Origin of the sequence: Labrys sp. 22185, from assembly GCF_052045555.1 — a bacterium.
GTDB lineage: Bacteria > Pseudomonadota > Alphaproteobacteria > Rhizobiales > Labraceae > Labrys > Labrys neptuniae.
On the sequence record NZ_JBQEPH010000001.1, the window covers coordinates 682152 to 703481 of the forward strand.

Sequence of the window (21330 nt, forward strand, 5' to 3'; positions counted from 1 at the left end):
CAGAACTCAAGAAAAGCGCGAGAGGCCGAACATGCCGAGGTCGAAGCGGCTGCTGCCCGTGGTAGCGAGTTCGGCGAGAGCTTCGCCGATGGCGCTGGCGAATTTGTAGCCATGGCCCGAGCAGGGGGAGGCGACGATGACTTGTTCGTGGCCGGGCAGGGTATCGATGATGAAATGCTCGTCGGGCGTCATCGTATACATGCAGGCCTTGAGGCCGAGCAGGTCGCCATTGGCGCCCGGAATGTGCTTGGCGAGGCAGGCCCGCAATTGCTCGCGGTGCCGGGGCGAGGGGTCACGGCTGGGCGTATCGGGATCATAGGCTTCGCCGCCATAATGCGGCGAGCCGAGCTTGAATCCGGGATGCTGCCAGAGCGGGAAGCCGTAGAAATGCCCCTCGTCGGCTTCGAGCGTGAAAACCGGGAAATGGGAGAGGTCGAACAGGGAGGGCCGGGCAGGGGCAAACCAGCCGAGTGTCTGCAGCACCACCTCGGTCGAGGGCTTGAGCGTGGGCACGAGCTCCCCGATCCAGGCGCCGGGCGACAGGATGAGCCTGCCGGCTTCGTAGCTGCCCTGGTCTGTCGTCACGCGCACGCCGCCGCCCGCTGTCGGCTCCCAGCCCAGCATGGCTTCGCAGCCGTGAATCTCGGCACCGTGGTGCAAGGCGAGCGCCGTATGGGCGAGGATGGCACGCTCGGAGGCCACGAAGCCGGACTGGGGCTGGTAGAGGCCGACATGATTGCGATCGAGCGTGAAGGGGTAGCGCGCCTCGATGGCATCGCGATCGAGCAATTCGTGCTCCAGGCCATGGGCCTGGCTGGCTTCGAGCGCCTTCTCGACGATGCCGCTGCCTTCATGAGCGATATCGAGTGCGCCGACCTCGAAGAAAAGCGGCTCGCCGGTGAGCTTGCCGGTCTCGATCCACAATTCGCGGGCCCGTTGCACCAGCGGCACATAGGCCTCTCCCTCGAAATAGGCGAGGCGCAGGATGCGCGTCAGCCCGTGCGAGGAACCCATCGCATGGCCGATTTCGAATTTCTCGAGGCCGAGCACACGCACGCCCCGCTTGGCGAGCTGATAGCAGGCGGCCGATCCCATGCCGCCAATGCCGGCGACGATCACATCAAAGGTCTTGGACATTATGGGAGGCAAGTGGAAGGCAAACCGACCGAGTCTTCAACCCCTGGGAGCGCGGACATCCTGTCCGCCCTTCCTCGCCTGCGGGCATAGCGTTTCCAAGAGCGGACATCGCGACATGTCTTCATGTCGCTGAGATGTCCGCGCTCCATCATCCCCCCGTCACGCTCATATGCCGGCTAACCGCGGGCTGCCTGGTGCGCCGATCGATGACGAAGTCATGTCCCTTGGGCTTGCGAGTGATGGCACGGTCGATGGCTGCGTTGAGCAGATCGTTGGCCTCGGAGGCGCGCAGGGGAGCCCGCAGGTCGGCGGCGTCTTCCTGGCCCAGGCACATGTAGAGCGTGCCGGTGCAGGTGACGCGCACCCGGTTGCAGCTCTCGCAGAAATTATGGGTCATCGGCGTGATGAAGCCGAGGCGCCCGCCGGTCTCGCGCACCCGCACATACCGGGCGGGGCCGCCCGTATTATAGGGAATGTCGTCCAGCGTGTAGCTGTCGAGGAGCTGGGCGCGCAGCACCGAAAGCGGCAGATACTGGTCGACCCGGTGCCCGGTGACGTCGCCCATCGGCATCACTTCGATGAAGGTGAGGTCCATGCCGCGGCCATGGGCCCATTCGATCAGGCCGACCGCTTCGTTTTCCGTCATGCCCTTGATCGCGACGGCGTTGATCTTCACAGCAAGGCCCGCTTCCTGAGCCTTGTCGATGCCATCCATGACCTTGGCGAAATCGCCCCAGCGGGTGATCGCCTTGAAGGCAGCCGGATCGAGCGTATCGAGGGAGACATTGATGCGCTTGACGCCACAATCCTTGAGTTCAGCAGCATAGCGGGCGAGCTGCGAGCCGTTGGTGGTCACGGTGAGCTCGTCGAGCCGACCGCTGTCGAGATGGCGCGAGATCGAGCGGAACAGCGTCATGATATCGCGACGCACCAGCGGTTCGCCGCCAGTGAAGCGCAGCTTGCGCACGCCCTTGGCGATGAAGGCGCTGCACAGCCTGTCGAGTTCCTCGAGGGTGAGCAGGTCCTTCTTGGGCAGGAAGGTCATGTCCTCGGACATGCAATAGACGCAGCGAAAATCGCAGCGGTCCGTTACGGAAACACGCAGATAATTGATCGCGCGCCCGAAAGGGTCGATCATCGGCGGCATGTCCGCCATTGCATGATCATCCAGCACGTCCACACTCCCGGGGCAAGGCGTTCTTGAGCAAAGCCGCTCCACCCCCGCTCTCTGTTTCGACGCGTCTTTGCGGCGAGATCAACGAACCGCCGCATCGAAAGACGCTTTAGGGGCATGTCCCCTTTGGTATTCTTCTAAGCCGACGAGGCCCCAAACACCAATGATAGTCTAGGCAAATTGCCATTATGTCGCAGAGTCCGAGCCGAATGCTCAAACAGCATCGGTTTGGCTTTGCGGCTTGCGCAGCATCCGCCTTCTCCTTATGTGGCGATCAGAACAGAAAAGGGAAGATGCCGTGAGCGGAGACGTCGCGAAGGCCTGGCCGACCGAATTGCGCCTGTCCAAGGACAAGAAGACCCTGACCGTGAGTTTCGACGACGGCCAGTCCCATGTGTTCAGTGCCGAGATGCTGCGCGTGATGTCGCCGAGTGCCGAGGTGCAGGGGCACAGTGCCGCCGAGCGCAAGACGGTGGGCGGCAAGATCAACGTGGCGATCCTCAGCCTCGATCCGGTCGGCAATTATGCCGTACGCATTTCCTTCGACGACATGCACAATACCGGGCTCTATACCTGGACCTATCTGGCGGAACTCGGCCGGGAGAAGGAGAGCCGCTGGGCCTCCTATCTTGCCGACCTCAAGGAAAAGGGCCTGACGCGCGAAAGGCCGGGGCAGCGCTGAGCAGCCCCGCTTCCCTCAGGTTGGGTCCTCGCGATGGAGGTCGTGAATGGCCATGCCGCCCTCGGCGTCCACGGGAGGCAGCAGCCATTGGCGATGGCGTAGCGTGCGCTGGGTGTCCTCCAGCCCCATGTCCCAATGCTCGCGCATCGAGGTGCCGGAGAATTCATAGTCCTTGGCGTGGCCCTCGTAGTTCTTGTGCTGGTAGATCAGGTGCACGATGTTGACGAGGCCGAGCTTGGCGTGGCTGTCGATGAGCGCCTGTTCGTCCCGCGTCAGCAAATCCTTGGGCACGCGCTTCAGCGCATCGATCAGATGGGTCTTGATGCCGTGGATGCGCCGGAAATTGTCGGTGTTCTGGCGCGTCCGGCTCGAATACATGATGTCCTTGTGGCGCGACAGTACGTCCGGCATGCTGCGGGGCAGGGTGCCGCGGGCGCTGAAGAGATCGACCTGGAACACCAGCGAGCTGCGCTCCTCCTCCTGATCGAGCAGATATTGCAGCGGTGTGTTGGAGACGATGCCGCCGTCCCAATAATATTCACCCTCGATGCGGATGGCGGGAAAGGCTGGCGGCAGGGCGCCCGAGGCCATGATGTGCTCGGGGCCGATGCGGACCTCGTCCGTGTCGAAATAGACGAAATTGCCGGTGCGCACATTGACGGCGCCGACGCTCAGGCGCTTGCGGCCATCGTTGAGGATGTCGAAGTCGACAACCTCTTCCAGCGTCCGCTTCAGGTCCGAGGTGTCGTAGAAGCTGGTGGCCCCTTCAGCGCCCGGAAGCTCCAGCCAGGGATTGGGCAGGCGTGGCTTGAAGAAACCGGGCTGGCCCTGTGACATGGTGATCCAGGAGCTGGTGCGGTTGCGGATGTCGCGAAACAGATCGCCTTCCGGCGTATAGGCCCAGATCTTGCGGCCGGAGATCGTCTGCCAGAACTGCTCCAGCCGCTGCAGCCGGTGGCGTGGCTCGTTGCCGGCGATGATGGAGGCGTTGATGGCGCCGATGGACACACCCGAAAGCCAATTCGGTTCGCAGCCGGCATTGGCCAGCGCCTCGTAGACGCCGGCCTGGTAGGCACCAAGCGCGCCGCCGCCCTGGAACACCAGGGCGATGCGATCATATTGTGCCGAGATCTCCTCGATGGTGGCGCGCGCGGCCTTGTCTCTATTGCGTTCGAGCACGGTGGAAACTCCGGTCAGGCATAGCGTTTTGCGATTTGGTGGAATCACCAAGAATCGCAAAGACGCGTTGAACCAAAGACTTAGAGTAAAAAAGCGTTCACGCTTGAACGCGCTTTGCTCTAGGCTGGGTCAGCGGGCGGCGAGATAGTCGTGCACCACCTCGCCGAGCCCGAGCGTGAGGTCGGCGACGAAATGCACGGCCGAGACGACCTCCAGCACCGGCAGGCGGCTGACATCGGCCATGACATGGGCGTGCAGCTCCAGCGCGGCCGGGGCCGTCCAGGCTTCCTTGAGCGTCACGTCGGTGAGGTGATAGCGCACGAGTTCGCAGATCCGCGGCGACCCGTCGACATGCGGGATGATCTTGATGAGGAAGTTGGGCGCGCCGAGCGAATCCAGCACGGCCTGCCGGTCGGCGAGGCGATGCTTGTAGCCCATGGTCCCGGTGGCGCAGAGCACGCTGCCGTAATGAAGCGTGCCGACGATGACTTCGCCCTCATGCACGATCTTGGGTGTCGCCAGCTTCTTGGGAAAGCCCCACAATTCGCGGCCACCGGCGATGGGGGCATCGTCGTCTAGATACATCGAATGGACATAGGCGCCGTGCTGGCCCTTGAATCGCACCGGAATGACCTGTCCGGTCTCGGTATAATCGCCGAAGCCGGTCGAATCGGGCATGCGGATGAATTCGTATTTCACCAGCGGCTCGTCGATCTCGAGCGGGGCGGGCACCACCGCTTCCAGCGCCTCGCGCGTCGTGCGGTAGGTGATGATGATGTATTCGCGGTCGAAGAAGCGGTAGGGGCCAGGCGGGAAGGAGGGATTGGTCAGCGGCATCGCATAGGCGCGCTTGACGACTTCGGCTTGATCCACGGGATGTCCTTCATGAAAAGCGGGGAGGATCTCGGCTTATGTTGCATGGCAGCATGACAGGTCCATGTCCGCTGGAGCAAAGCGCGTTCATGCCTGAACGCCTGTTCGCCCCCACTCATCGTCCCCGAGCGTCTTTGCTATTCTGGGTGATCCCGTCTCGTTGCAAGGCGCTCTGGGAGCCGAAGGCCGGTGTAATAAGGGCGACATCTGGCCATGCCAGCTTCCGGGCCGGCGGTCCTGTCCGCCGCACCTTCCCACCTCCTGCCTGACGAGATGAACATGGCCCAACTCTCCTCCCGCAATGCCCTGGTCACCGGCTCGACCAGCGGCATCGGCCTCGCCGTTGCCCGAGCCCTGGCGGCCGAAGGGGCCAACGTCACCATCAACGGTTTCGGCGACGCCGATGCCATCGAGCGCGAGCGGGCCGGCATCGAAAAGGATTTTGGCGTGAAGTGCCGCTACAGCGGCGCGAACATGATGGTTGGGGCCGAAATCACCGCCATGATCCACGAGGCCGAGGAGGTTTTCGGCACTCTGGACATCTTGGTCAACAATGCGGGCATCCAGCACGTCGCCCCGATCGACGAGTTTCCGGACGACAAGTGGGAAGCCATCACCCGCATCAACCTGATCGCTTCCTTCTATGCCATCAAGGCAGCGCTTCCCGGCATGAAGCAGCGCAGATGGGGCCGCATCATCAATACGTCTTCGGCGCATGCGCTCGTGGCCTCGCCGTTCAAGTCTGCCTATGTCGCCGCCAAGCACGGCGTTACCGGCCTGATCAAGACGGTGGCCCTCGAGGTTGCCGAGCACGGCATCACGGTCAACGCCATCGCGCCCGGCTATGTCTGGACGCCGCTGGTGGAAAAGCAGATTCCCGATACGATGAAAGCGCGCGGACTGACCGAGGAACAGGTCAAGCATGATGTGCTGCTGGCGGCGCAGCCGACCAAGGAGTTCGTCACGGTCGACGAAATTGCGGCCGTCGCGGTTTTCCTGTGCAGTGATGCCGCCAGGCAGATCACCGGCACCACCCTGCCGGTCGACGGGGGCTGGACGGCGCAATAGCGATAGGTCATCCTGTGCGAGATGCGGCCCGCAGCGACCCTTCCCAGACGGGGACCGCAAGACAAGAAAGGCGTTCTGTTCGAGCGCGGTCGCGGATCTGCGCCGCATCACTGCGTGATGCAGCGCGTCCGGGATGACACGTGCCTCAGCCGCGGACGACCACGACCCGGGTGCCGACCTTCACGCGGTCATAGAGGTCGGTGACGTCGTCGTTGGTCATGCGGATGCAGCCCGACGAGACCGCTTGGCCGATGGTCTGCGGCTCATTGGAGCCGTGGATGCGGTAAAGGGTCGAGCCCAGATACATCGCACGCGCTCCGAGCGGATTCTGGATGCCGCCCTCCATATAGGCGGGCAGGTCCGGCCGGCGCTTGCGCATCTGCGGCGGCGGGGTCCAGCCCGGCCACTCCGCCTTGCGCGAGATGCGATGCACACCACCCCATTCGAAGCCCCGGCGGCCGACACCGACGCCGTAGCGCAGGGCGGTGCCGTCGTCGAGCACGAGATAAAGCCGGCGTTCCTGCGAATTGATCACGATGGTGCCGGGCCTTTCGCGGCCGCTATAGGTCACGACCTCGCGCGGAATCGGCGAGACGGCGGCAACCGCGCCGGCATTGGCGGGCTGGCGCGAGGTGCCGAACAATTTCTCGAAAATACTGGCGGCGTTGGCCGAGCTTGAGGCAATGCCCAAGCTCGACACCAAGACCAGGCCGGTCAAAAGACGACGCATGTTGAAGCCCCGAATGGTTTGATCGAAATTCTTCGATCCCCCTTGAATGAACAAAGCCTCGATCTTCGGATTCTTCAACTGGCAGACGACTGTCGATCGCTAGTCTTCACGCGAAAATCAAAGCCTGTGTCCTCTCAACAACACTTGACCGAAGCACGCTGTGCGTATTGACACCAGGCATCTCAAGCATTGGTGCCGCCATCGATGGTATAGGTGCCGCCCGTGGCGTATTGCGCTTCCGGACTTGCCAGCCAGGCGACCAGGCCGGCGATCTGCCCGGGCTCGCCATATTTGGGGATCGCCATCGCCGCCCGGGCCTGATCGGCGCGTTCGGTGGTGGCAGGGTTCATGTCGGTATCGGTCGGGCCGGGATGGACGATGTTGACGGTGATGCCGCGCGGGCCGAGATCCCGGGCCATGGCCTGGCTGAGACCGGTCAGGGCCGCCTTGCTCATGACGTAGAGGCCGATGCCGGCGCGCCCGACCCGGCCGACCAGATTGGAGCCGATGGAGACGATGCGTCCGCCTTCCCCCATATGGGCGGCGGCCGCCTGGGAGGCGACGAAGGCGCCGCGCAGATTGGCGGCGATGATGCGGTCGAAATCTTCGAGGGTGACCTGTTCCACCGTGCCGCCGGTGAAGATGCCGGCATTGTTGACGAGGATGTCGAGGCGGCCGAACGCGGCGGCGGCCTGGTCCACGGCACTGCGAACGGCGGCTGCATCGGCGCTGTCGGCCTTGATCGCCAGGGCACGCTGGCCCGCGGCCCGGATTTGCTGCGCGACCGCTTCGGCGCTGTCGGCCCGGCTCGCATAGGTGATCGCGATATCGGCGCCCGATTCCGCCAGCCGCAGGGCAATGGCGGCGCCGATCCCGCGGCTCCCTCCGGTCACGATGGCAACCTTGCCCGACAGGGTCTTGATCATGATGGCCTCCTTGGTAAGATATTAGCCTTACCTAGCAGATCGCATAGGTATGATGCAAGGCTTACCTTGGAGGTTATCCATGGCCGATCGCGAAGGCCATCCCGAGCCGGAAGAAATGCAGTTCGGCAAATTGCTGGCGGCGCTGGCCGACCCGCTGCGCCGCCGCGTGATCGCCGAACTGATTGAGGCACCTGACGGTACGGCGCGGCATTGCGCCTCCTTCGGCTTCGAGGTCAGCAAGGCGACGCTGACCCATCATTTCCGCGTGCTGCGCGAGGCGGGCCTGATCTGGCATTTCGATCGCGGCAACAGCCGGGCCGCCAGCCTGCGCCGCCAGGACATCGAGACGCGCTTTCCCGGCTTGCTGGCTCTGGTTGCGGCGGAGGTGGCTTTGGCCAGATCTTGACGTAGACTGGCAGTCGCGCCAGTTCCCTGCAGCGGCAGGCATGGCCTATCAGGATCGCATCCAAGCATGAGGAGACGATCATGAGCCTGGTCAGCGCCATTCCCGCGGCCCCATCCCACCTTGCCATTGCCCATTTCGAGCGCCGGCTGTCGGTCGAGACCGATTGCTCGGACGTGGCCCAGGCGCTTGCCTCCGGAGAGCAGGATTTTGTGCTGCTGCATGTCGTCGGTTCGTCGGAGACCTTCCGCCGCCGGCACGTTCCGGGTGCCCTTCATCTGCCGCATCGCCAGATCGATGCCGGGCGCATGGCGCAGTGGCCTGACGGTACCCTTTTCGTGGTCTACTGCGCTGGCCCGCACTGCAACGGGGCCGACCAGGCGGCCCTCAAGCTTGCCCGGCTCGGCCGTCCGGTGAAGGTCATGATCGGAGGCCTGACGGGCTGGGCCGACGAAGGCCTGGCTTTCGCGGACGGGTGAAGGCATTCCTGGGACCGCCAGCATCCTGCTGGCTCTTTGTTTCGAATAAGCGCCGCGTTTCCAAGAGCCAGCAGGATGCTGGCGGTCCCAGGAAGAGGCGGTCAAATATCCTGCAAGCCGGTAACTTCATTGGGCGTCAATCTCGGCTCTACGGCCCTGGCTTGAACAGCGCGAACTCCTCCGCCGTCACGCGATCGAGATGCTCGCGATACGCGCCATAGTGACGATGCGACGGGCCGATCCTGCCGAAGGAGAGGTCGGCCTCGCGGCCGGGAGGAATCGGTACCAGGGCAATGGCGGCTGATACGGGCGTGAGCTGCGTGCCACGCCCGGCACGCAGCGAAGTGAGGATGCCGTACATCTCACCGGTATTCATGGGGCGGCCGACCACTGCCACCCGGTATTGCCCGCTGATCGACGTCACCAGATAGACATGGCCGGACTGGTTCGGCACCGAGACCTCGCCCTGCTGGTTGAAGCCGGTGTCGAGGCGCTCGGCCTCGCGGAAGATCAGGCGGGAGACGCTGTCGCTCCAGGTGATCTCGGTGCGATAGGCAAACACCGCTCCGGCCTCGCCGAAGGAGGGGCGCAGAGTGAGGTAATTGCCGGTGAGCCAGGACACGGCCGCCTTGGTGTAGGAACCCAGATGTTCCGGCGCCGTGCCGCCACCCTGGATGGCAGCCGGGGCGGGAGCGTAATCGGCATGGCGCAGGTCGGTGCCGAGGGCTTCCTCCAGGCGAATGACGGTGGCGAGCGTGAAGGGGCGCCGCCCGGAAAGGGCCTTCTCCAGGGTCGACAGGCTGATCTTGGCCTTTTCGGCGAGGCTCTGGCGCGAAATGCGCCGACGCGCCAGAGCCTCGCGCACCGCGATCGTGATCTGGTGGGCTTGTTCGCTGGAAAACTCGCTGTCGGACGTCAAGATACCGGTCCTGCAAAAGCATTTTCCTCATCGAAGAGTCGATCGACTTTTCGATGAGGAAAATGCGTTAAAACAAAGCTTTAGAGCAGAGTGCGTTCAGACATGAGCGCGCTTTGCTCGGAGGCGCCGACATAGCTCTGCGCACAATCACGTACAAAACCGGACATTGCCGCAGGAGTCCACAGCCGGCAAGGCGATTTGTGACGGTTTATGCCTAACAAACGCAGTTAATGAAGCTCGTACGCACGGTCCTCGCGGGAGCAGAACGGAACCAGGCCAACTGAGGCCAGAAAGCGTTCAACCGAGGACGACATGCACATGAACCAAGCGGTTGCCGGCCGCCAAACCGGCAGACGACGGCACCCTCATTCCGGCATCGCTCGCGCCGCGCTGATTGCGTTGGCCGAACGTTTCCTCATGGTGGTGCTGGTCCTTGCAACCTTCCTCATCTTCGTGGTGGGCGCCTATGCCGCTCCGCGCATCACCGTCGACGATGTCAAGGCGGGATCCCTGCTCATGCGCACGGACGATCCCGGCAGCTATGTCGAGGCCGTCAGGACGGCCACCGATGTCCAGCTCAACGTCAGCGGCCCCACAATCCGCGCCACGCTGACCCAGATGTTCCACAATCCGAGCAAATCCTGGGTCGAGGGCATCTATGTCTTCCCGCTGCCCGACGGTGCCGCAGTCGACACCATGAAGATGGTGATCGGCCAGCGCGTCGTCGTGGCGGACATCAAGAAAAAGCAGCAGGCCAAGCTCGTCTATGAGCGCGCCAAGGCCGAAGGCAAGAAGGCGGCGCTGGTCGAGCAGCAACGGCCGAACATGTTCATGAACTCGATCGCCAATATCGGCCCCGGGGACACGGTGGTGATCCAGATCGAATATCAGGAACCGGTGCGTCAGGCCGACAACACCTTCTCCCTCCGCGTGCCGCTGGTGGTGGCGCCGCGCTTCTCGCCGAGCGGGATCGGCGCCGGCTCCGCTCAGACCGTGACCTTCCAGGACAAGTCGGGCTGGGGCGCCGTCACGCCGGCTCCGGCCTCGAGCCAGGTGCCGCAGGCGCCCGTTCTCGATCCGCGCGAGAATGCGCCGGTCAATCCCGTGCAGATCCGCATCGATCTCGACGCCGGCTTTGCGCTGGGCGACGTGAAGAGTGCCTTTCATCCCATTAAGATCACCGACAAGGGCCCCCAGGCCCGCCATATCGAACTGGCCTCGGGATCGGTGCCGGCTGACCGAGATTTCGAATTGACCTGGTCTGCCCAGCCCAGCCAGACGCCGGGCGTCGGCCTGTTCCGTGAAAAGGTCGGCAGTGACGATTATCTGATTGCCTATGTCACGCCGCCCAGCCTCAGGAGCGCGCAAGCCGACCAGCGTCCACGTGACGTCACCTTCGTGATCGACAATTCCGGCTCGATGGGCGGCACCTCGATCGAGCAGGCCCGGGCAAGCCTTGCCTATGCTCTCGGCCGCCTGACACCATCGGACCGCTTCAACGTCATCCGCTTCGACGACACCTTCACCAATCTCTTCGGTGGCACACTGCAGGCCACGCCCGAGAACATTGCGCGGGCCCAGGACTATGTCTCGCGGCTCCAGGCCAATGGCGGCACCATGATGGTTGCCCCCATGCTGGAGGCCCTCAAGGACGACCATGCCGACAAAAAGGGCTTCCTGCGCCAAGTGGTGTTCATCACCGACGGCGGCATCGACAACGAGCAGGAACTGTTCGATGCCATCGCCTCGCATCGCGGTCGCTCCCGTGTCTTCATGGTCGGTATCGGCTCGGCGCCGAATGCCTACCTGATGACCCGCGCGGCTGAGCTCGGCGGCGGCGCCTTCATGCAGATCGGCTCGGTCGAGCAGGTGCAGGAGCGCATGAAGCAACTGGTCGACAAGCTGGAAAGCCCGGCGATGACCAATGTCGACGTCGCCATCTCGGCCGGTTCGGCTGACGTGACGCCGCGCATCCTGCCCGACCTCTATCATGGCGAGACCCTGGTGCTGGCGGCCAAAGTCAAGCAACTCGCGGGCAATGTTGAGGTGCGCGGCCTCATTGACGGCAAGGGCTGGTCCATCTCGCTGCCGGTTGCCGGCGCCGCCGAGGGAGCCGGCATCTCCAAGCTGTGGGCGCGCCGCAAGATCGACGACACCGAAGTGGCGCAGACGCTGCGCCAGATCAGCCGCGAGGATGCCGACAAGCGCATCCTGGCGCTCGCCCTCGATCATCACCTCGTCACCCGCCTCACCAGCCTGGTGGCGGTGGACAAGACCCCGGTCCGCCCCCGCGGCGTGCGCCTGTCCCGTTCCGACGTGCCGCTCAACCTGCCGGCCGGCTGGGACTTCGACAAGGTGTTCGGCATCAAGGGCGAGACGGTTGCAGACCGCGAGCAGCGCCAGGCCCTGCTCGATCTCGATGGCAGGAAGGTGCAGACGATCGATGCCTCGCGCGCGATCAGCCTGCCGCAGACCGCCACCGACGCCGAACTGCGCCTGATCATCGGCGGCCTGCTGCTCGCCGGCGGCCTTGGCTTCGGCTTCCTCACCCGCCGGCGTAGGGCTGTGGCATGATCGCGCTCAAACTCGAAAGGCTCCCGCCCGCAGCGGCGGGAGCTTCCTTGCCAGCCAAGCTGCGGATGCTGGTCGTGGGTGGGTTGTTCTGCGCCGGCTTGGTCCTGGCCGGGCAGGGGGCGTGGATCCACGCCAAGGCCTTCCTGGCCCAGATCCTGCTCGACCGGGCCTTCGACCAGTCCGTCGCCAGCGGCGCGATCGTCAAGCCCTGGTCCTGGCTGGATACCTATCCGGCCGCCCGCATCGAGGTACCTCGCCTCGGCAAGAGCGCGGTGGCATTGGAGGGAGCAAGCGGACAGGCCTTGGCGTTCGGGCCGGCTCATGTCGCCGGTACGCCGGCGGCCGGGGAGGAGGGCACCGCTGTCTATGCCGCCCATCGCGATACCCATTTCGCCTTCCTCGGCGAAATGCGGCTTGGCGACGAGATCAAGATCACCAACCGCGAAGGCATCACGGCTCGCTATCGTGTCACCGGCCACGACATACGCCGCTGGGATGGTTCGGGCATCGACCCCGCTGCGCCCGGCCGCCACCTCGTATTGGCAACCTGCTGGCCGTTCAATGCCGTCGCCAGCGGCCCCCTGCGTTATCTCGTTTACGCCGAGATGGTGCAGGAAGGTATGAGGAAGATCGATTGAAGCTGCGTTCGCCATGATCTAGTTTGCTCACGAAACGTCCAATGGGAGCGAGCCTTGAGCGAACTGAACCGTCAGAACCGGATCATCGAGGTTCTGGGCAAGCGTCCCTTCCTCACTGTGCGTGACCTGCAGGGGCAATTGGGCGTGTCGGCTGCCACCATCCGCCGGGATATCGACAAGCTCGACCAGTCCGGCAAGGCCCAGAAGGTCTATGGCGGTATCGCGGCGCTCGACGGGTCGGCCGCGCCCGGCCGTCATGCGGCCAAGCCTTATGACGAAAATCGCGATCTCGCCGTGGAAGCCAAGCAGGCGATCGCGGAGGAAGCGGCGACGCTGGTGCGCGATGGCGATTCCATCATCATCCATGGCGGCTCCACCTGTTTCTATCTCGGCGCGAAGCTCGCGCATCGCAATGTGCGCCTCTATACTAATTCCATGCCCCTGATCGCCTTTCTCAGCGACCGCGGCAGCTGCAGCCTGACGGTTGCGGGAGGCGAATTGCACCGCGAGCCCGGCATCATCCATCCCACGGCGCCGGCGCCGCCGTTCTATGCATCGAAGTTCTTTCTCGGTGCCCAGGGCATCGGACGGGATGGGCTATTGGAATCCCATCCCCTGCTGGTGCGTACCATCATCGATCTCAGCGCCAATGCCGATCAGGTCGTCGTGCTGGCGGACAGCCGGAAATTTGCCATCCGTGCGCGCAGCGTCGCCTTGCCGCTTTCCCGGGTGGGCGTGCTTATCACCGATGATGGCTTGTCGGATCGGGATGCCAAGATGCTCGAGAATGCCGGCATCACGATCCGGATCGTTTCTCTCTCGCCCGATGCGGTCTGACGTGACCGCGTCCTGGTCTTTATGATTAAGATCAATCGAATTGGCGCTCAGGCCTTTGCATGTGTTGGCGACGCCAGGCGGCGCCGCCCCGTTGCCGAGGTGCCTCCAAATATTGAAATATAACGGATAATGCTAGTCTCTCTCTGAAATCCGGCTATTGCGAGAGTGACGATTCTAGATCATGCGTGAGTTAATTATTGCACATGATGCTGTATCCCGCTTGCTGAAAGATGATTTTTGATCTAGTTGGGCGATATGTCTTACAAAAAAGCGTGAGGAAAGGCGCTGACATGGGGGAGACGTGGGTCGGCCGGATGGCGATCACCACCGGGCAAGCCTTTCGATCACGCCTGGGTCGCTCCAGGGCGGCCGTCGTTCGGAGGGCGCCATGACAGCCGTCGTCAGCCTCCGCGACATCTCCAAATCCTTTTCCGGGGTGAAGGTGCTGCGCGACGTCAATTTCGACGTGCGCCCGGGCGAGGTCCATGCCCTGCTCGGCGAGAACGGCGCCGGCAAGTCGACCCTGATCAAGGTGATCGCCGGCGTGCACCAGCCGGATACGGGCACGCTGACGGTCGGCGGCGAGATTGTCCGTTTCACCTCTCCGCGCCACGCGCGCCGCCATGGTGTCGCCACCGTCTATCAGGAATTGCTGCTGTTCCCGGAATTGACGGTGGCGGAGAACATTTTTCTGGGCAATGCCCCCCGTCAAAAGTGGGGCGGGCTGGATTGGAGCGCGATGCGCTTCAGGGCACGGCAGCTCCTGGATTCCCTCGACAGCCATGATCTCGACGTGGATGCCAAGGTCGGTACCCTCTCCGTGGCCAATCGCCAGCGGGTCGAGATCGCCAAGGCGCTGTCGCAGGACGCCCGCCTGCTGATCATGGACGAGCCGACGGCCGCGTTGGTCGAGGCCGACGTCCGCCGCCTGATGAGCGTGGTCAAGAAGCTGCGCGAGCGCGGCGTCGCAATCATCTACGTTTCCCACCGCATGCCCGAGATCTTCGAGCTGGCGGACCGGGTCACGGTGCTGCGCGACGGCAGCTATATCGGTACGCGCGACATTTCCGAGGTGACCGAGGCCTCGCTCGTCTCGATGATGGTTGGTCGTTCGATCGAGCAGCTCTTCCCGAAAGTGGAGGCCTCGTTCGGCGAGGTCGCGCTCGAACTGCGCGACGTCAGCTACGGCCGCAAGGTGCAGAACGTCTCGCTGAGCCTCAGGGCCGGCGAGATCCTGGGCCTCGCCGGCCTGATCGGCTCAGGGCGCACGGAACTGGCGCTGACCATCTTCGGCATCACGCCGGCCGGCGCCGGCGAGATTCTGGTCGATGGCAGCAAGGTGGTGATCGACGGCCCGCGCAAGGCGCGCGACCTTGGTATCGCCTATGTGCCCGAGGATCGCGGCTCCCAGGGCCTGGTGCGGCCGATGACCATCCGGGAGAACGTCTCGATGGCGGTACTCGACAAGATGTCGAACGGCTTCGCCATCCGTTTCGGCGACGAAGTTCGCCGTTCGGTCGAGGCGATCAAGCGCCTGGGCATCCGCACCCGCGGCCCCGAGCAGGTCGTCGGCCAGCTCTCCGGCGGCAACCAGCAGAAGGTCGTGCTGGCCAAGTGGCTGGAGGCCAATCCGCGTATCCTGATCATGGACGAGCCGACCCGTGGCATCGATGTCGGCGCCAAGGCCGAGATCTATGCGCTGATGGGGCGGCTGGTGCAGCAGGGCGTCGCCATCCTGATGATATCGAGCGAACTGCCGGAGGTGCTCGGCATGAGCGATCGCGTCCTCGTCATCAATGGCGGGCGCATCGTTGCCGAATTCGACCGTGCCCGGGCGACGCCCGATGCCGTCGGCGCCGCCATGACCAATGCCCAACCCCTGCAGGGAGCCGCCTGATGGGCGAAACTGCATCCTCTTCCGCCCTCGTGCCCTCGCGTAGCCCCCTGGCGCGCCTCTTTGGCGGGCTCGGACAGGAGATGGTGGTGCTCGGCGCGCTCGTTGTGCTGATCGCAGCCATCGGCCTCTACAATCCGCGCTTTCTCGGCGCCAGCAACCTGAACGCCATCTTCGCCGGCAATGCCTATATCGCCGTGGCCGCCATCGGCATGGCCATGGTGATCATCTCCGGCCACATCGATGTTTCCATCGGCTCGCTGATCGGCGTGCTCGCCACCATCGCCGGCACGCTGGCGACCAAGGGCTATCCCGTGTGGATCGCCTGGCTGGTGCCGGTGCTGGTGGGCATCGCCATCAATGCCTTTGTCGGCCTGCTGGTCGCCTATGCCAGCATCCCCTCCATCGTGGTCACGCTCGGCATGCTCTCGATCCTCAAGGGCGGGCTGATCCTGGCGACCAGCGGCAACTGGATCAACAATCTGCCGCCCGACTTCCTGATCGCGCAGATGAGCTGGTTCGGCGTGCGCTCGCCCATCGTCATCATGGTGGTGCTGACGGCGGCCGTCGCCTTCTGGATGCGCTATTCGGCCTTCGGGCGTTCGATTTATGCGGTCGGCGGCAATCCCGAAGCCGCCCGCGCAGCCGGCATTCCCGCCAAGCCGGTGACCGTTGCGGTCTTCGCCATTCACGGCTTCTTCGCGGGTCTGGCGGCACTGCTCTTCGCCACGCAGCTGCAGGTGATCCAGTCGACCGTGCCGCCCGGTCTCGAGCTCACCGTCATCACCGCCGCCGTGATCGGCGGCGTCTCCATCCTCGGCGGCACCGGCACGGTGATCGGCTCGACCCTGGCGGCCATGCTGTTCGCCACCATCACCTCGGCTTTGACCTTCATGCCCTATTCCAACGTGCTGGTGTTCTGGAAGCAGGCGATCGTCGGCGTACTCATCCTCGTCACGGTGCTGGTGGACATGGTCCGCCGCCATCGCATGGTTTGAGGGGAGGGCATGATGAACTGGCGCTCGCTTCTGCTCCGCCACGAGGCCATCCTGGCTTTACTGCTGGTGGTCGTGCTCGTCTTCCTGGCGCAATCCTCCGACAGGTTCCTCACCGTCGACAACCTCCTCAACCAGGCCCGGCTGATGACGGAGATCGGCCTGATTGCCTTGGCGATGACCTTCGTCATCGTCACCGGCGGCATCGACCTCTCCGTCGGCTCGATCGTCGGCGTGGTCGCCATCGTGCTCGGCGTGCTCTGGCAGAATCTCGGCCTGCCGCTGCCGGTCGCCATCGTGCTGGCTCTGGCGCTCGGCACGTTGTGCGGCGTCGTCAATGGGCTGATCATCACCCGCTTCAAGGTGCCGCCCCTGATTGCCACACTGGCCACGCTCGCCCTCTATCGCGGCCTGGCGGAGGGCATCAGCCAGGCCCGGTCCGTGCGCGGCTATCCCGACTGGTTCCTGGTGCTGGGGCAGGGGCAGGTGCTCGACGTGCCGGTGCAGGTCTGGCTGCTCGTGCTGGCGGCGATCGTGGCGGCCTGCGTGCTTGGCCTGACCGTGTTCGGCCGTGCTACCTATGCGATCGGCTCCAACGAGATTGCCGCGCGCTTCTCGGGCATCGCGGTCGACCGCACCAAGATCCTGATCTACGGCGCCTCGGGCCTGTGTGCTTCGCTGGCCGGCGTGATTTTCGTCTCCCGCGTCACCACCACGCGCTCGGACATGGGGTCGGGCTGGGAGCTCGATGCCATCACGGCGGTGGTGCTGGGGGGCACCAGCATCTTCGGCGGGCGCGGCACCATCATCGGCACCGTGCTCGGCCTTGCTCTGATGCAGGCTTTGAAGAACGGCCTGCTGCTGCAGGGCTACAAGGGTGACAGCACCATCATCCTGATCGGTACGGCCCTGATCCTCACCGTGCTGCTCAGCAACCTGGTTCCCCTGCTGAGCCGCATCGCCGGCCGCAGGCGGCCGGCATGACGAAGATCTTTCGGCGGGGGCAGTGCTCCCGCTCGAAGGGGATGTTTTGGCGTAAGGCGTTCAATTTCAACGATCTGGCCCTCGTTGCGGAATCGGTTTCTCCGGCAGCGGGGACGGCAATGGCAGCCGGTACAAGACCGGCGAACTGTGGAGGAAGACCATGATCCGTATATCCCTGGCTCTCGCCCTGAGCGTGTCCCTGGTGGGCCTGGCGCATGCCGCCTCGGCCTGGACCGGCGGCGACGACCTGCCCACCAATCCGCTCGCCTGCGACGCCACGCCGGCCAGCGCGACCAGCAAGCCCTATGACGGCGGTGCCGTCACCGGCGCACCCGACCGCAAGGGCAAGCCGATCAAGGTGGTCGACGTGCCCAAGCTCATCGGCATCGGCTATTTCAACGCCACCTCCAAGGGCATCGCCGATGCGGCCAAGGAACTCGGCAACGTCGATGCCAAGACCGACGGCCCGACCAAGGCCAATATCGACGAGCAGATCACCTTCATCGACAACTACATCACCTCCGGCGTCGACGGCATTCTCTATGCCGCCAACGATCCGGTCGCGATCGCACCCGTGCTGAAGAAGGCGCTGTCCAAGGGCATCAACGTCGTCGGCTATGACGCCAATTCCACCCCGGATTCCCGCCAGTGGTTCGTGAACCAGGCCGAGTTCAACGGCATCGCCAAGGCCATGGTCGACAACATGGTCAAGGAGAGCGGCGAGGATGCGGGCGTTGCCATCGTCACCTCCACCTTCACCACGCCCAACCAGGCTCGCTGGATCGCCGAGATGGCAGCCTATGCCGCCAAATGCCATCCCAAGCTGAAGCTCCTGGAGACGGTGGAAGCGCAGGAGGACAATGCGCTGTCCTTCTCGCAGGCTACCACGCTGATCAACAAATATGGCTCGGATCTCAAGGGCATCTTCGGCATGACCAGCGTCGCCACGCCCGCTTCGGCCGAGGCGGTGACCCAGGCCGGCCAGTGCGGCAAGGTGGCGGTGATCGGGCTGGCCACGCCCAATGCCATGAAGCCCTATGTCGCCAAGGATTGCGTGAAATCCGTGGTGCTGTGGAATCCGGTCGATCTCGGCTATGCCGCCATGCAGGTCCTGCGCGCCACGGCCGATGGTTCGCTCAAGCCCGGCGACACCAAGGTCAAGGCCGGCAAGCTCGGCGAGCTCAACGTGATCAACGGTTCGGAAGTCCTGCTTGGCTCGCCCTTCGTCTTCACGAAAGAGAACATCGACAAGTTCGATTTCTGACGAAGGATCAAGGCTGTAAGCCAAAGCAGTTCACGTGGGGGAGAAAACGCCCCATTTTGTCATAGCCGGGCTTGACCCGGCTATCCAGGAGCCGCGTGTTGCCGACCAGGAAGCTGGATTGCCGGGTCAAGCCCGGCAATGACAAAGGTTGTGCAATCTCGAAGGCACTTATGTGAACCGCATCAACGCTGTAGGCGTCTTTCCCGAATCGGATTGTCGCCCAGTGTTCAAACAAGCAGAAGGCCGGGAGAAATCCCGGCTTTTCCTTTGACGCCGATCCGGAATCGGTGTGGAGAAAGCAGTATCCGGCTACCTAGAGCAAAGCGCGTTGAGACGGAGACGCTTGTTTGCTCTAGCTCTTTGGTTCGACGCGTTTTGCGATTCTTGGCGTAACCGCCAAATCGCAAAACGCTCTGATCGGATGCCCCTTGACAGGGGGCGAATTGCACGGGAAGATCGTTTGTACACAAACGAATTTTTGGCACTTCCTCGAAAGGGCAACCATGGCTGTTTCCGCTCAAAGCCGAGCCCGGGGGGCGCTGGTCGGCCTGGCGATCGGCGATGCCCTGGGTATGCCCACGCAATATATGCCGCGCTCCGTCGTCTCGGCACGCTACGGCATCCTCGAGCGCTTCGAACCGGCGCCCGACGACAACCCGATCAGCCGTGGCATGCCGGCGGGTCGGGTGACCGACGATACCGACCAGGCCGTCATCCTCGGCGAACTCCTGGTCGAGGGTAAAGGCTATGTCGATCCCAGGCGTTTCGCCGACGAACTTCTGGCCTGGGAAACCCGCATGATCGCGGCGGGCTCTGCCGATCTCCTCGGCCCCTCCACCCGCAAGGCGCTGACACTGATCGCCGAAGGCATGCCGACGGATGAGACCGGGCGCACCGGCGCGACCAATGGTGCGGCCATGCGCGTTGCCCCGGTCGGCATCGTCTTCCCCGCGCGTCCCGTCGAGGCGCTGGTCGATGCGGTCTTCCAATCCGGCCATGTCACCCACAACACCACCATCGGCCTTGCCGGCGCCTCGGCCGTTGCCGCCGCCGTCAGCGCGGCTGTCGACGGCGCAAGCATCGACGAGGCGCTGCAGGCCGCCGTGGAGGGTGCACGGCATGGGGCGAAACGCGGCTTCTATTTCGCCGGCGGCGATATCGCCGCGCGGATCCGCTGGGCGATCGAACTGGTACGAGGCAAGGGCGAGGCCGAGGCCCTCAAGCTCATCTATGACATCGTCGGAACCGGCGTGGCCACCCAGGAGGCCGTGCCGGCGGCGATGGCCATCATCTCGCTGGCGCCCGAAGATCCCTGGCGTATCTGCCGCCTTTCGGCGAGCCTGGGTGGCGATTGCGATACCGTCGCCGCCATCGCCGGCGCAGTCGCCGGCGCCTGCCACGGCGTCGAAGGCTTTCCGGCCCCGGTGATCTCTGCCCTGGAAGCCGCCAATCCGGATCTCGATCTTGTCGGCCTGGCGGATCGCCTGCTGGCGCTGCGAGGCAGGGCATCGATCCTGCCGCCCACCGGGAAAGGGCCCGCGACGGCATGAGCACCAGGCCGCCTCCCACTCGTCTCCTGTCCGTGGGCAGCATCCTGGCCGATGTCCGCCTCGACGTACCCTGCTTGCCGCAGCGCGGCGGCGACGTGCTGGGGTCCGAGGCGACGATCAGCGCGGGAGGCGGCTTCAACATCCTCACGGCGGCTTCCCGCAACGGGCTCAAGGCCGCCTTTGCCGGCCAGCACGGCGATGGTCCCTATGGCGAGCGTATTCGTGCCGAACTGGCAGCCGAAGGCATCGAGGCACTGATGCCGATGAGCGCTGATGGCGACAGCGGCTTTTGCATCGTGATGGTCGAGCCGGACGGCGAGCGCACCTTCGTCACCAGCCCTGGCGTCGAGGCGCGGCCGGGGCAAGAACCGCTCTCCGCCCTGCAGCTGGGTCCAGCCGACGCCCTGTTCGCTTCGGGCTATGACCTCTGCTACCCGCAGCTCGGCTCCGTGATCGCCGATTGGATCGGCGGCTTGCCGGTGAGCGTCACCGTGATGATCGATCCCGGTCCCCTGGTCGCCGATATTCCAGCCGACATCATCGCCGCGGTGCTGGCACGGGCCGATATCTTGACCCTGAACCGGCGCGAGGCCGGTCTGCTCACCGGAAGCGACGATAGGACGGAGGCGGCGAGGCGGGTTCGCGATCGCCTGTCGACGGGCGCCCTGGTGATCCTGAGGGATGGCCCGGCCGGGTGCTTCCTGCTTGGGGGCGACATCGGCGAGCCCGGCCTGCAGGTTCCGGCACCGTCCGTACGCATGGTCGACGCCACCGGAGCGGGAGATGCCCATACCGGCGTGTTCCTCGCCGCGCTCGCGGCCGGCTATCCCGCAGCCGAGGCCGCGAAGCGCGCCAATGCCGCCGCTGCCCTTGCCGTCACCCGCAAGGGGCCGGCAACCGCGCCCCATACGGACGAACTGAACGCCTTCCTGGCCGAACAGGAGGCCGAGAGGACAACAACAAGATAGGGTGGATGCCCCCGCAGGCACGAACGCCCAACCAATGATAAGAAAATCGAGAGCAG

20 protein-coding genes are annotated in these 21330 nt (G+C 64.3%); 13 read left to right on the top strand and 7 right to left on the bottom strand.

Annotated elements, in window-relative coordinates; all coding sequences use genetic code 11:
• Positions 1–6 precede the first annotated feature (6 nt).
• Positions 7–1137: an N-methyl-L-tryptophan oxidase gene (gene solA / locus ACTJKX_RS03225; protein ID WP_440724357.1), complete on the bottom strand. Its 1131-nt coding sequence runs from the start codon at positions 1135–1137 to the stop codon at positions 7–9.
• Between the two features lie 148 nt (positions 1138–1285).
• A complete protein-coding gene (gene moaA, locus ACTJKX_RS03230; RefSeq protein WP_311933891.1) occupies positions 1286–2293 on the bottom strand; it encodes a GTP 3',8-cyclase MoaA in 1008 nt (335 codons plus the stop codon).
• Between the two features lie 316 nt (positions 2294–2609).
• Between moaA and ACTJKX_RS03235 the strand changes: the two genes are divergently transcribed.
• Positions 2610–2993: a DUF971 domain-containing protein gene (locus tag ACTJKX_RS03235; RefSeq protein WP_311933249.1), complete on the top strand. Its 384-nt coding sequence runs from the start codon at positions 2610–2612 to the stop codon at positions 2991–2993.
• Between the two features lie 15 nt (positions 2994–3008).
• Here ACTJKX_RS03235 and ACTJKX_RS03240 read toward each other — a convergent pair whose 3' ends face one another.
• Both ACTJKX_RS03240 and ACTJKX_RS03245 read right to left on the bottom strand, forming a co-directional pair.
• Positions 3009–4172: a patatin-like phospholipase family protein gene (locus ACTJKX_RS03240; protein WP_311933248.1), complete on the bottom strand. Its 1164-nt coding sequence runs from the start codon at positions 4170–4172 to the stop codon at positions 3009–3011.
• Positions 4173–4301: 129 nt separating this feature from the next.
• Complete coding sequence (locus ACTJKX_RS03245; protein ID WP_311933247.1) at positions 4302–5045, bottom strand: acetoacetate decarboxylase; 744 nt, start codon at positions 5043–5045, stop codon at positions 4302–4304.
• Positions 5046–5324: 279 nt separating this feature from the next.
• On the opposite strand from ACTJKX_RS03245, the gene ACTJKX_RS03250 reads away from it, so the two are divergent.
• Positions 5325–6113, top strand: coding sequence for a 3-hydroxybutyrate dehydrogenase (locus ACTJKX_RS03250; RefSeq protein ID WP_440724358.1), 789 nt, complete (start codon positions 5325–5327; stop codon positions 6111–6113).
• 145 nt (positions 6114–6258) lie between these two features.
• Here the strand turns inward: ACTJKX_RS03250 and ACTJKX_RS03255 are convergent, their stop codons facing one another.
• A complete protein-coding gene (locus ACTJKX_RS03255) occupies positions 6259–6843 on the bottom strand; it encodes a L,D-transpeptidase (RefSeq protein WP_415082790.1) in 585 nt (194 codons plus the stop codon).
• 182 nt (positions 6844–7025) lie between these two features.
• Positions 7026–7772, bottom strand: a complete 747-nt coding sequence (locus ACTJKX_RS03260; RefSeq protein ID WP_440724505.1) for a 3-oxoacyl-ACP reductase family protein — start codon at positions 7770–7772, stop codon at positions 7026–7028.
• A 76-nt stretch (positions 7773–7848) separates the two neighbouring features.
• Here ACTJKX_RS03260 and ACTJKX_RS03265 point away from each other — a divergent pair, with 76 nt between their 5' ends.
• Both ACTJKX_RS03265 and ACTJKX_RS03270 read left to right on the top strand, forming a co-directional pair.
• On the top strand, positions 7849–8175 hold the full coding sequence (locus tag ACTJKX_RS03265; protein ID WP_367623959.1) for an ArsR/SmtB family transcription factor: 327 nt from the start codon (positions 7849–7851) through the stop codon (positions 8173–8175).
• 80 nt (positions 8176–8255) lie between these two features.
• Complete coding sequence (locus tag ACTJKX_RS03270) at positions 8256–8651, top strand: rhodanese-like domain-containing protein (protein WP_440724359.1); 396 nt, start codon at positions 8256–8258, stop codon at positions 8649–8651.
• Positions 8652–8799: 148 nt separating this feature from the next.
• Here ACTJKX_RS03270 and ACTJKX_RS03275 read toward each other — a convergent pair whose 3' ends face one another.
• Complete coding sequence (locus tag ACTJKX_RS03275; RefSeq protein WP_440724506.1) at positions 8800–9573, bottom strand: helix-turn-helix domain-containing protein; 774 nt, start codon at positions 9571–9573, stop codon at positions 8800–8802.
• 315 nt (positions 9574–9888) lie between these two features.
• On the opposite strand from ACTJKX_RS03275, the gene ACTJKX_RS03280 reads away from it, so the two are divergent.
• From ACTJKX_RS03280 to ACTJKX_RS03320, 9 genes are all read left to right on the top strand, one after another.
• Positions 9889–12144: a marine proteobacterial sortase target protein gene (locus ACTJKX_RS03280; RefSeq protein ID WP_394309951.1), complete on the top strand. Its 2256-nt coding sequence runs from the start codon at positions 9889–9891 to the stop codon at positions 12142–12144.
• Positions 12141–12782, top strand: coding sequence for a class GN sortase (locus tag ACTJKX_RS03285; protein ID WP_440724360.1), 642 nt, complete (start codon positions 12141–12143; stop codon positions 12780–12782). The genes ACTJKX_RS03280 and ACTJKX_RS03285 overlap by 4 nt, the downstream gene beginning before the upstream one ends.
• Positions 12783–12836: 54 nt before the next feature.
• A complete protein-coding gene (locus tag ACTJKX_RS03290; RefSeq protein ID WP_440724361.1) occupies positions 12837–13619 on the top strand; it encodes a DeoR/GlpR family DNA-binding transcription regulator in 783 nt (260 codons plus the stop codon).
• 388 nt (positions 13620–14007) lie between these two features.
• Positions 14008–15516 (top strand): sugar ABC transporter ATP-binding protein, encoded by a 1509-nt coding sequence (locus tag ACTJKX_RS03295; RefSeq protein ID WP_440724362.1) that lies wholly within the window; start codon positions 14008–14010, stop codon positions 15514–15516.
• Positions 15516–16511 carry an ABC transporter permease gene (locus ACTJKX_RS03300; protein ID WP_440724363.1) on the top strand — a complete coding sequence of 332 codons (996 nt, stop codon included), beginning with the start codon at positions 15516–15518 and terminating at the stop codon, positions 16509–16511. The genes ACTJKX_RS03295 and ACTJKX_RS03300 overlap by 1 nt, the downstream gene beginning before the upstream one ends.
• Before the next feature lie 9 nt (positions 16512–16520).
• On the top strand, positions 16521–17492 hold the full coding sequence (locus tag ACTJKX_RS03305) for an ABC transporter permease (protein ID WP_440724364.1): 972 nt from the start codon (positions 16521–16523) through the stop codon (positions 17490–17492).
• Positions 17493–17652: 160 nt separating this feature from the next.
• On the top strand, positions 17653–18756 hold the full coding sequence (locus tag ACTJKX_RS03310) for an autoinducer 2 ABC transporter substrate-binding protein (RefSeq protein ID WP_311933236.1): 1104 nt from the start codon (positions 17653–17655) through the stop codon (positions 18754–18756).
• Between the two features lie 503 nt (positions 18757–19259).
• Positions 19260–20306: an ADP-ribosylglycohydrolase family protein gene (locus tag ACTJKX_RS03315; RefSeq protein WP_440724365.1), complete on the top strand. Its 1047-nt coding sequence runs from the start codon at positions 19260–19262 to the stop codon at positions 20304–20306.
• On the top strand, positions 20303–21274 hold the full coding sequence (locus ACTJKX_RS03320; RefSeq protein WP_440724366.1) for a PfkB family carbohydrate kinase: 972 nt from the start codon (positions 20303–20305) through the stop codon (positions 21272–21274). Before ACTJKX_RS03315 ends, ACTJKX_RS03320 begins: the two co-directional genes overlap by 4 nt.
• Positions 21275–21330 lie beyond the last annotated feature (56 nt).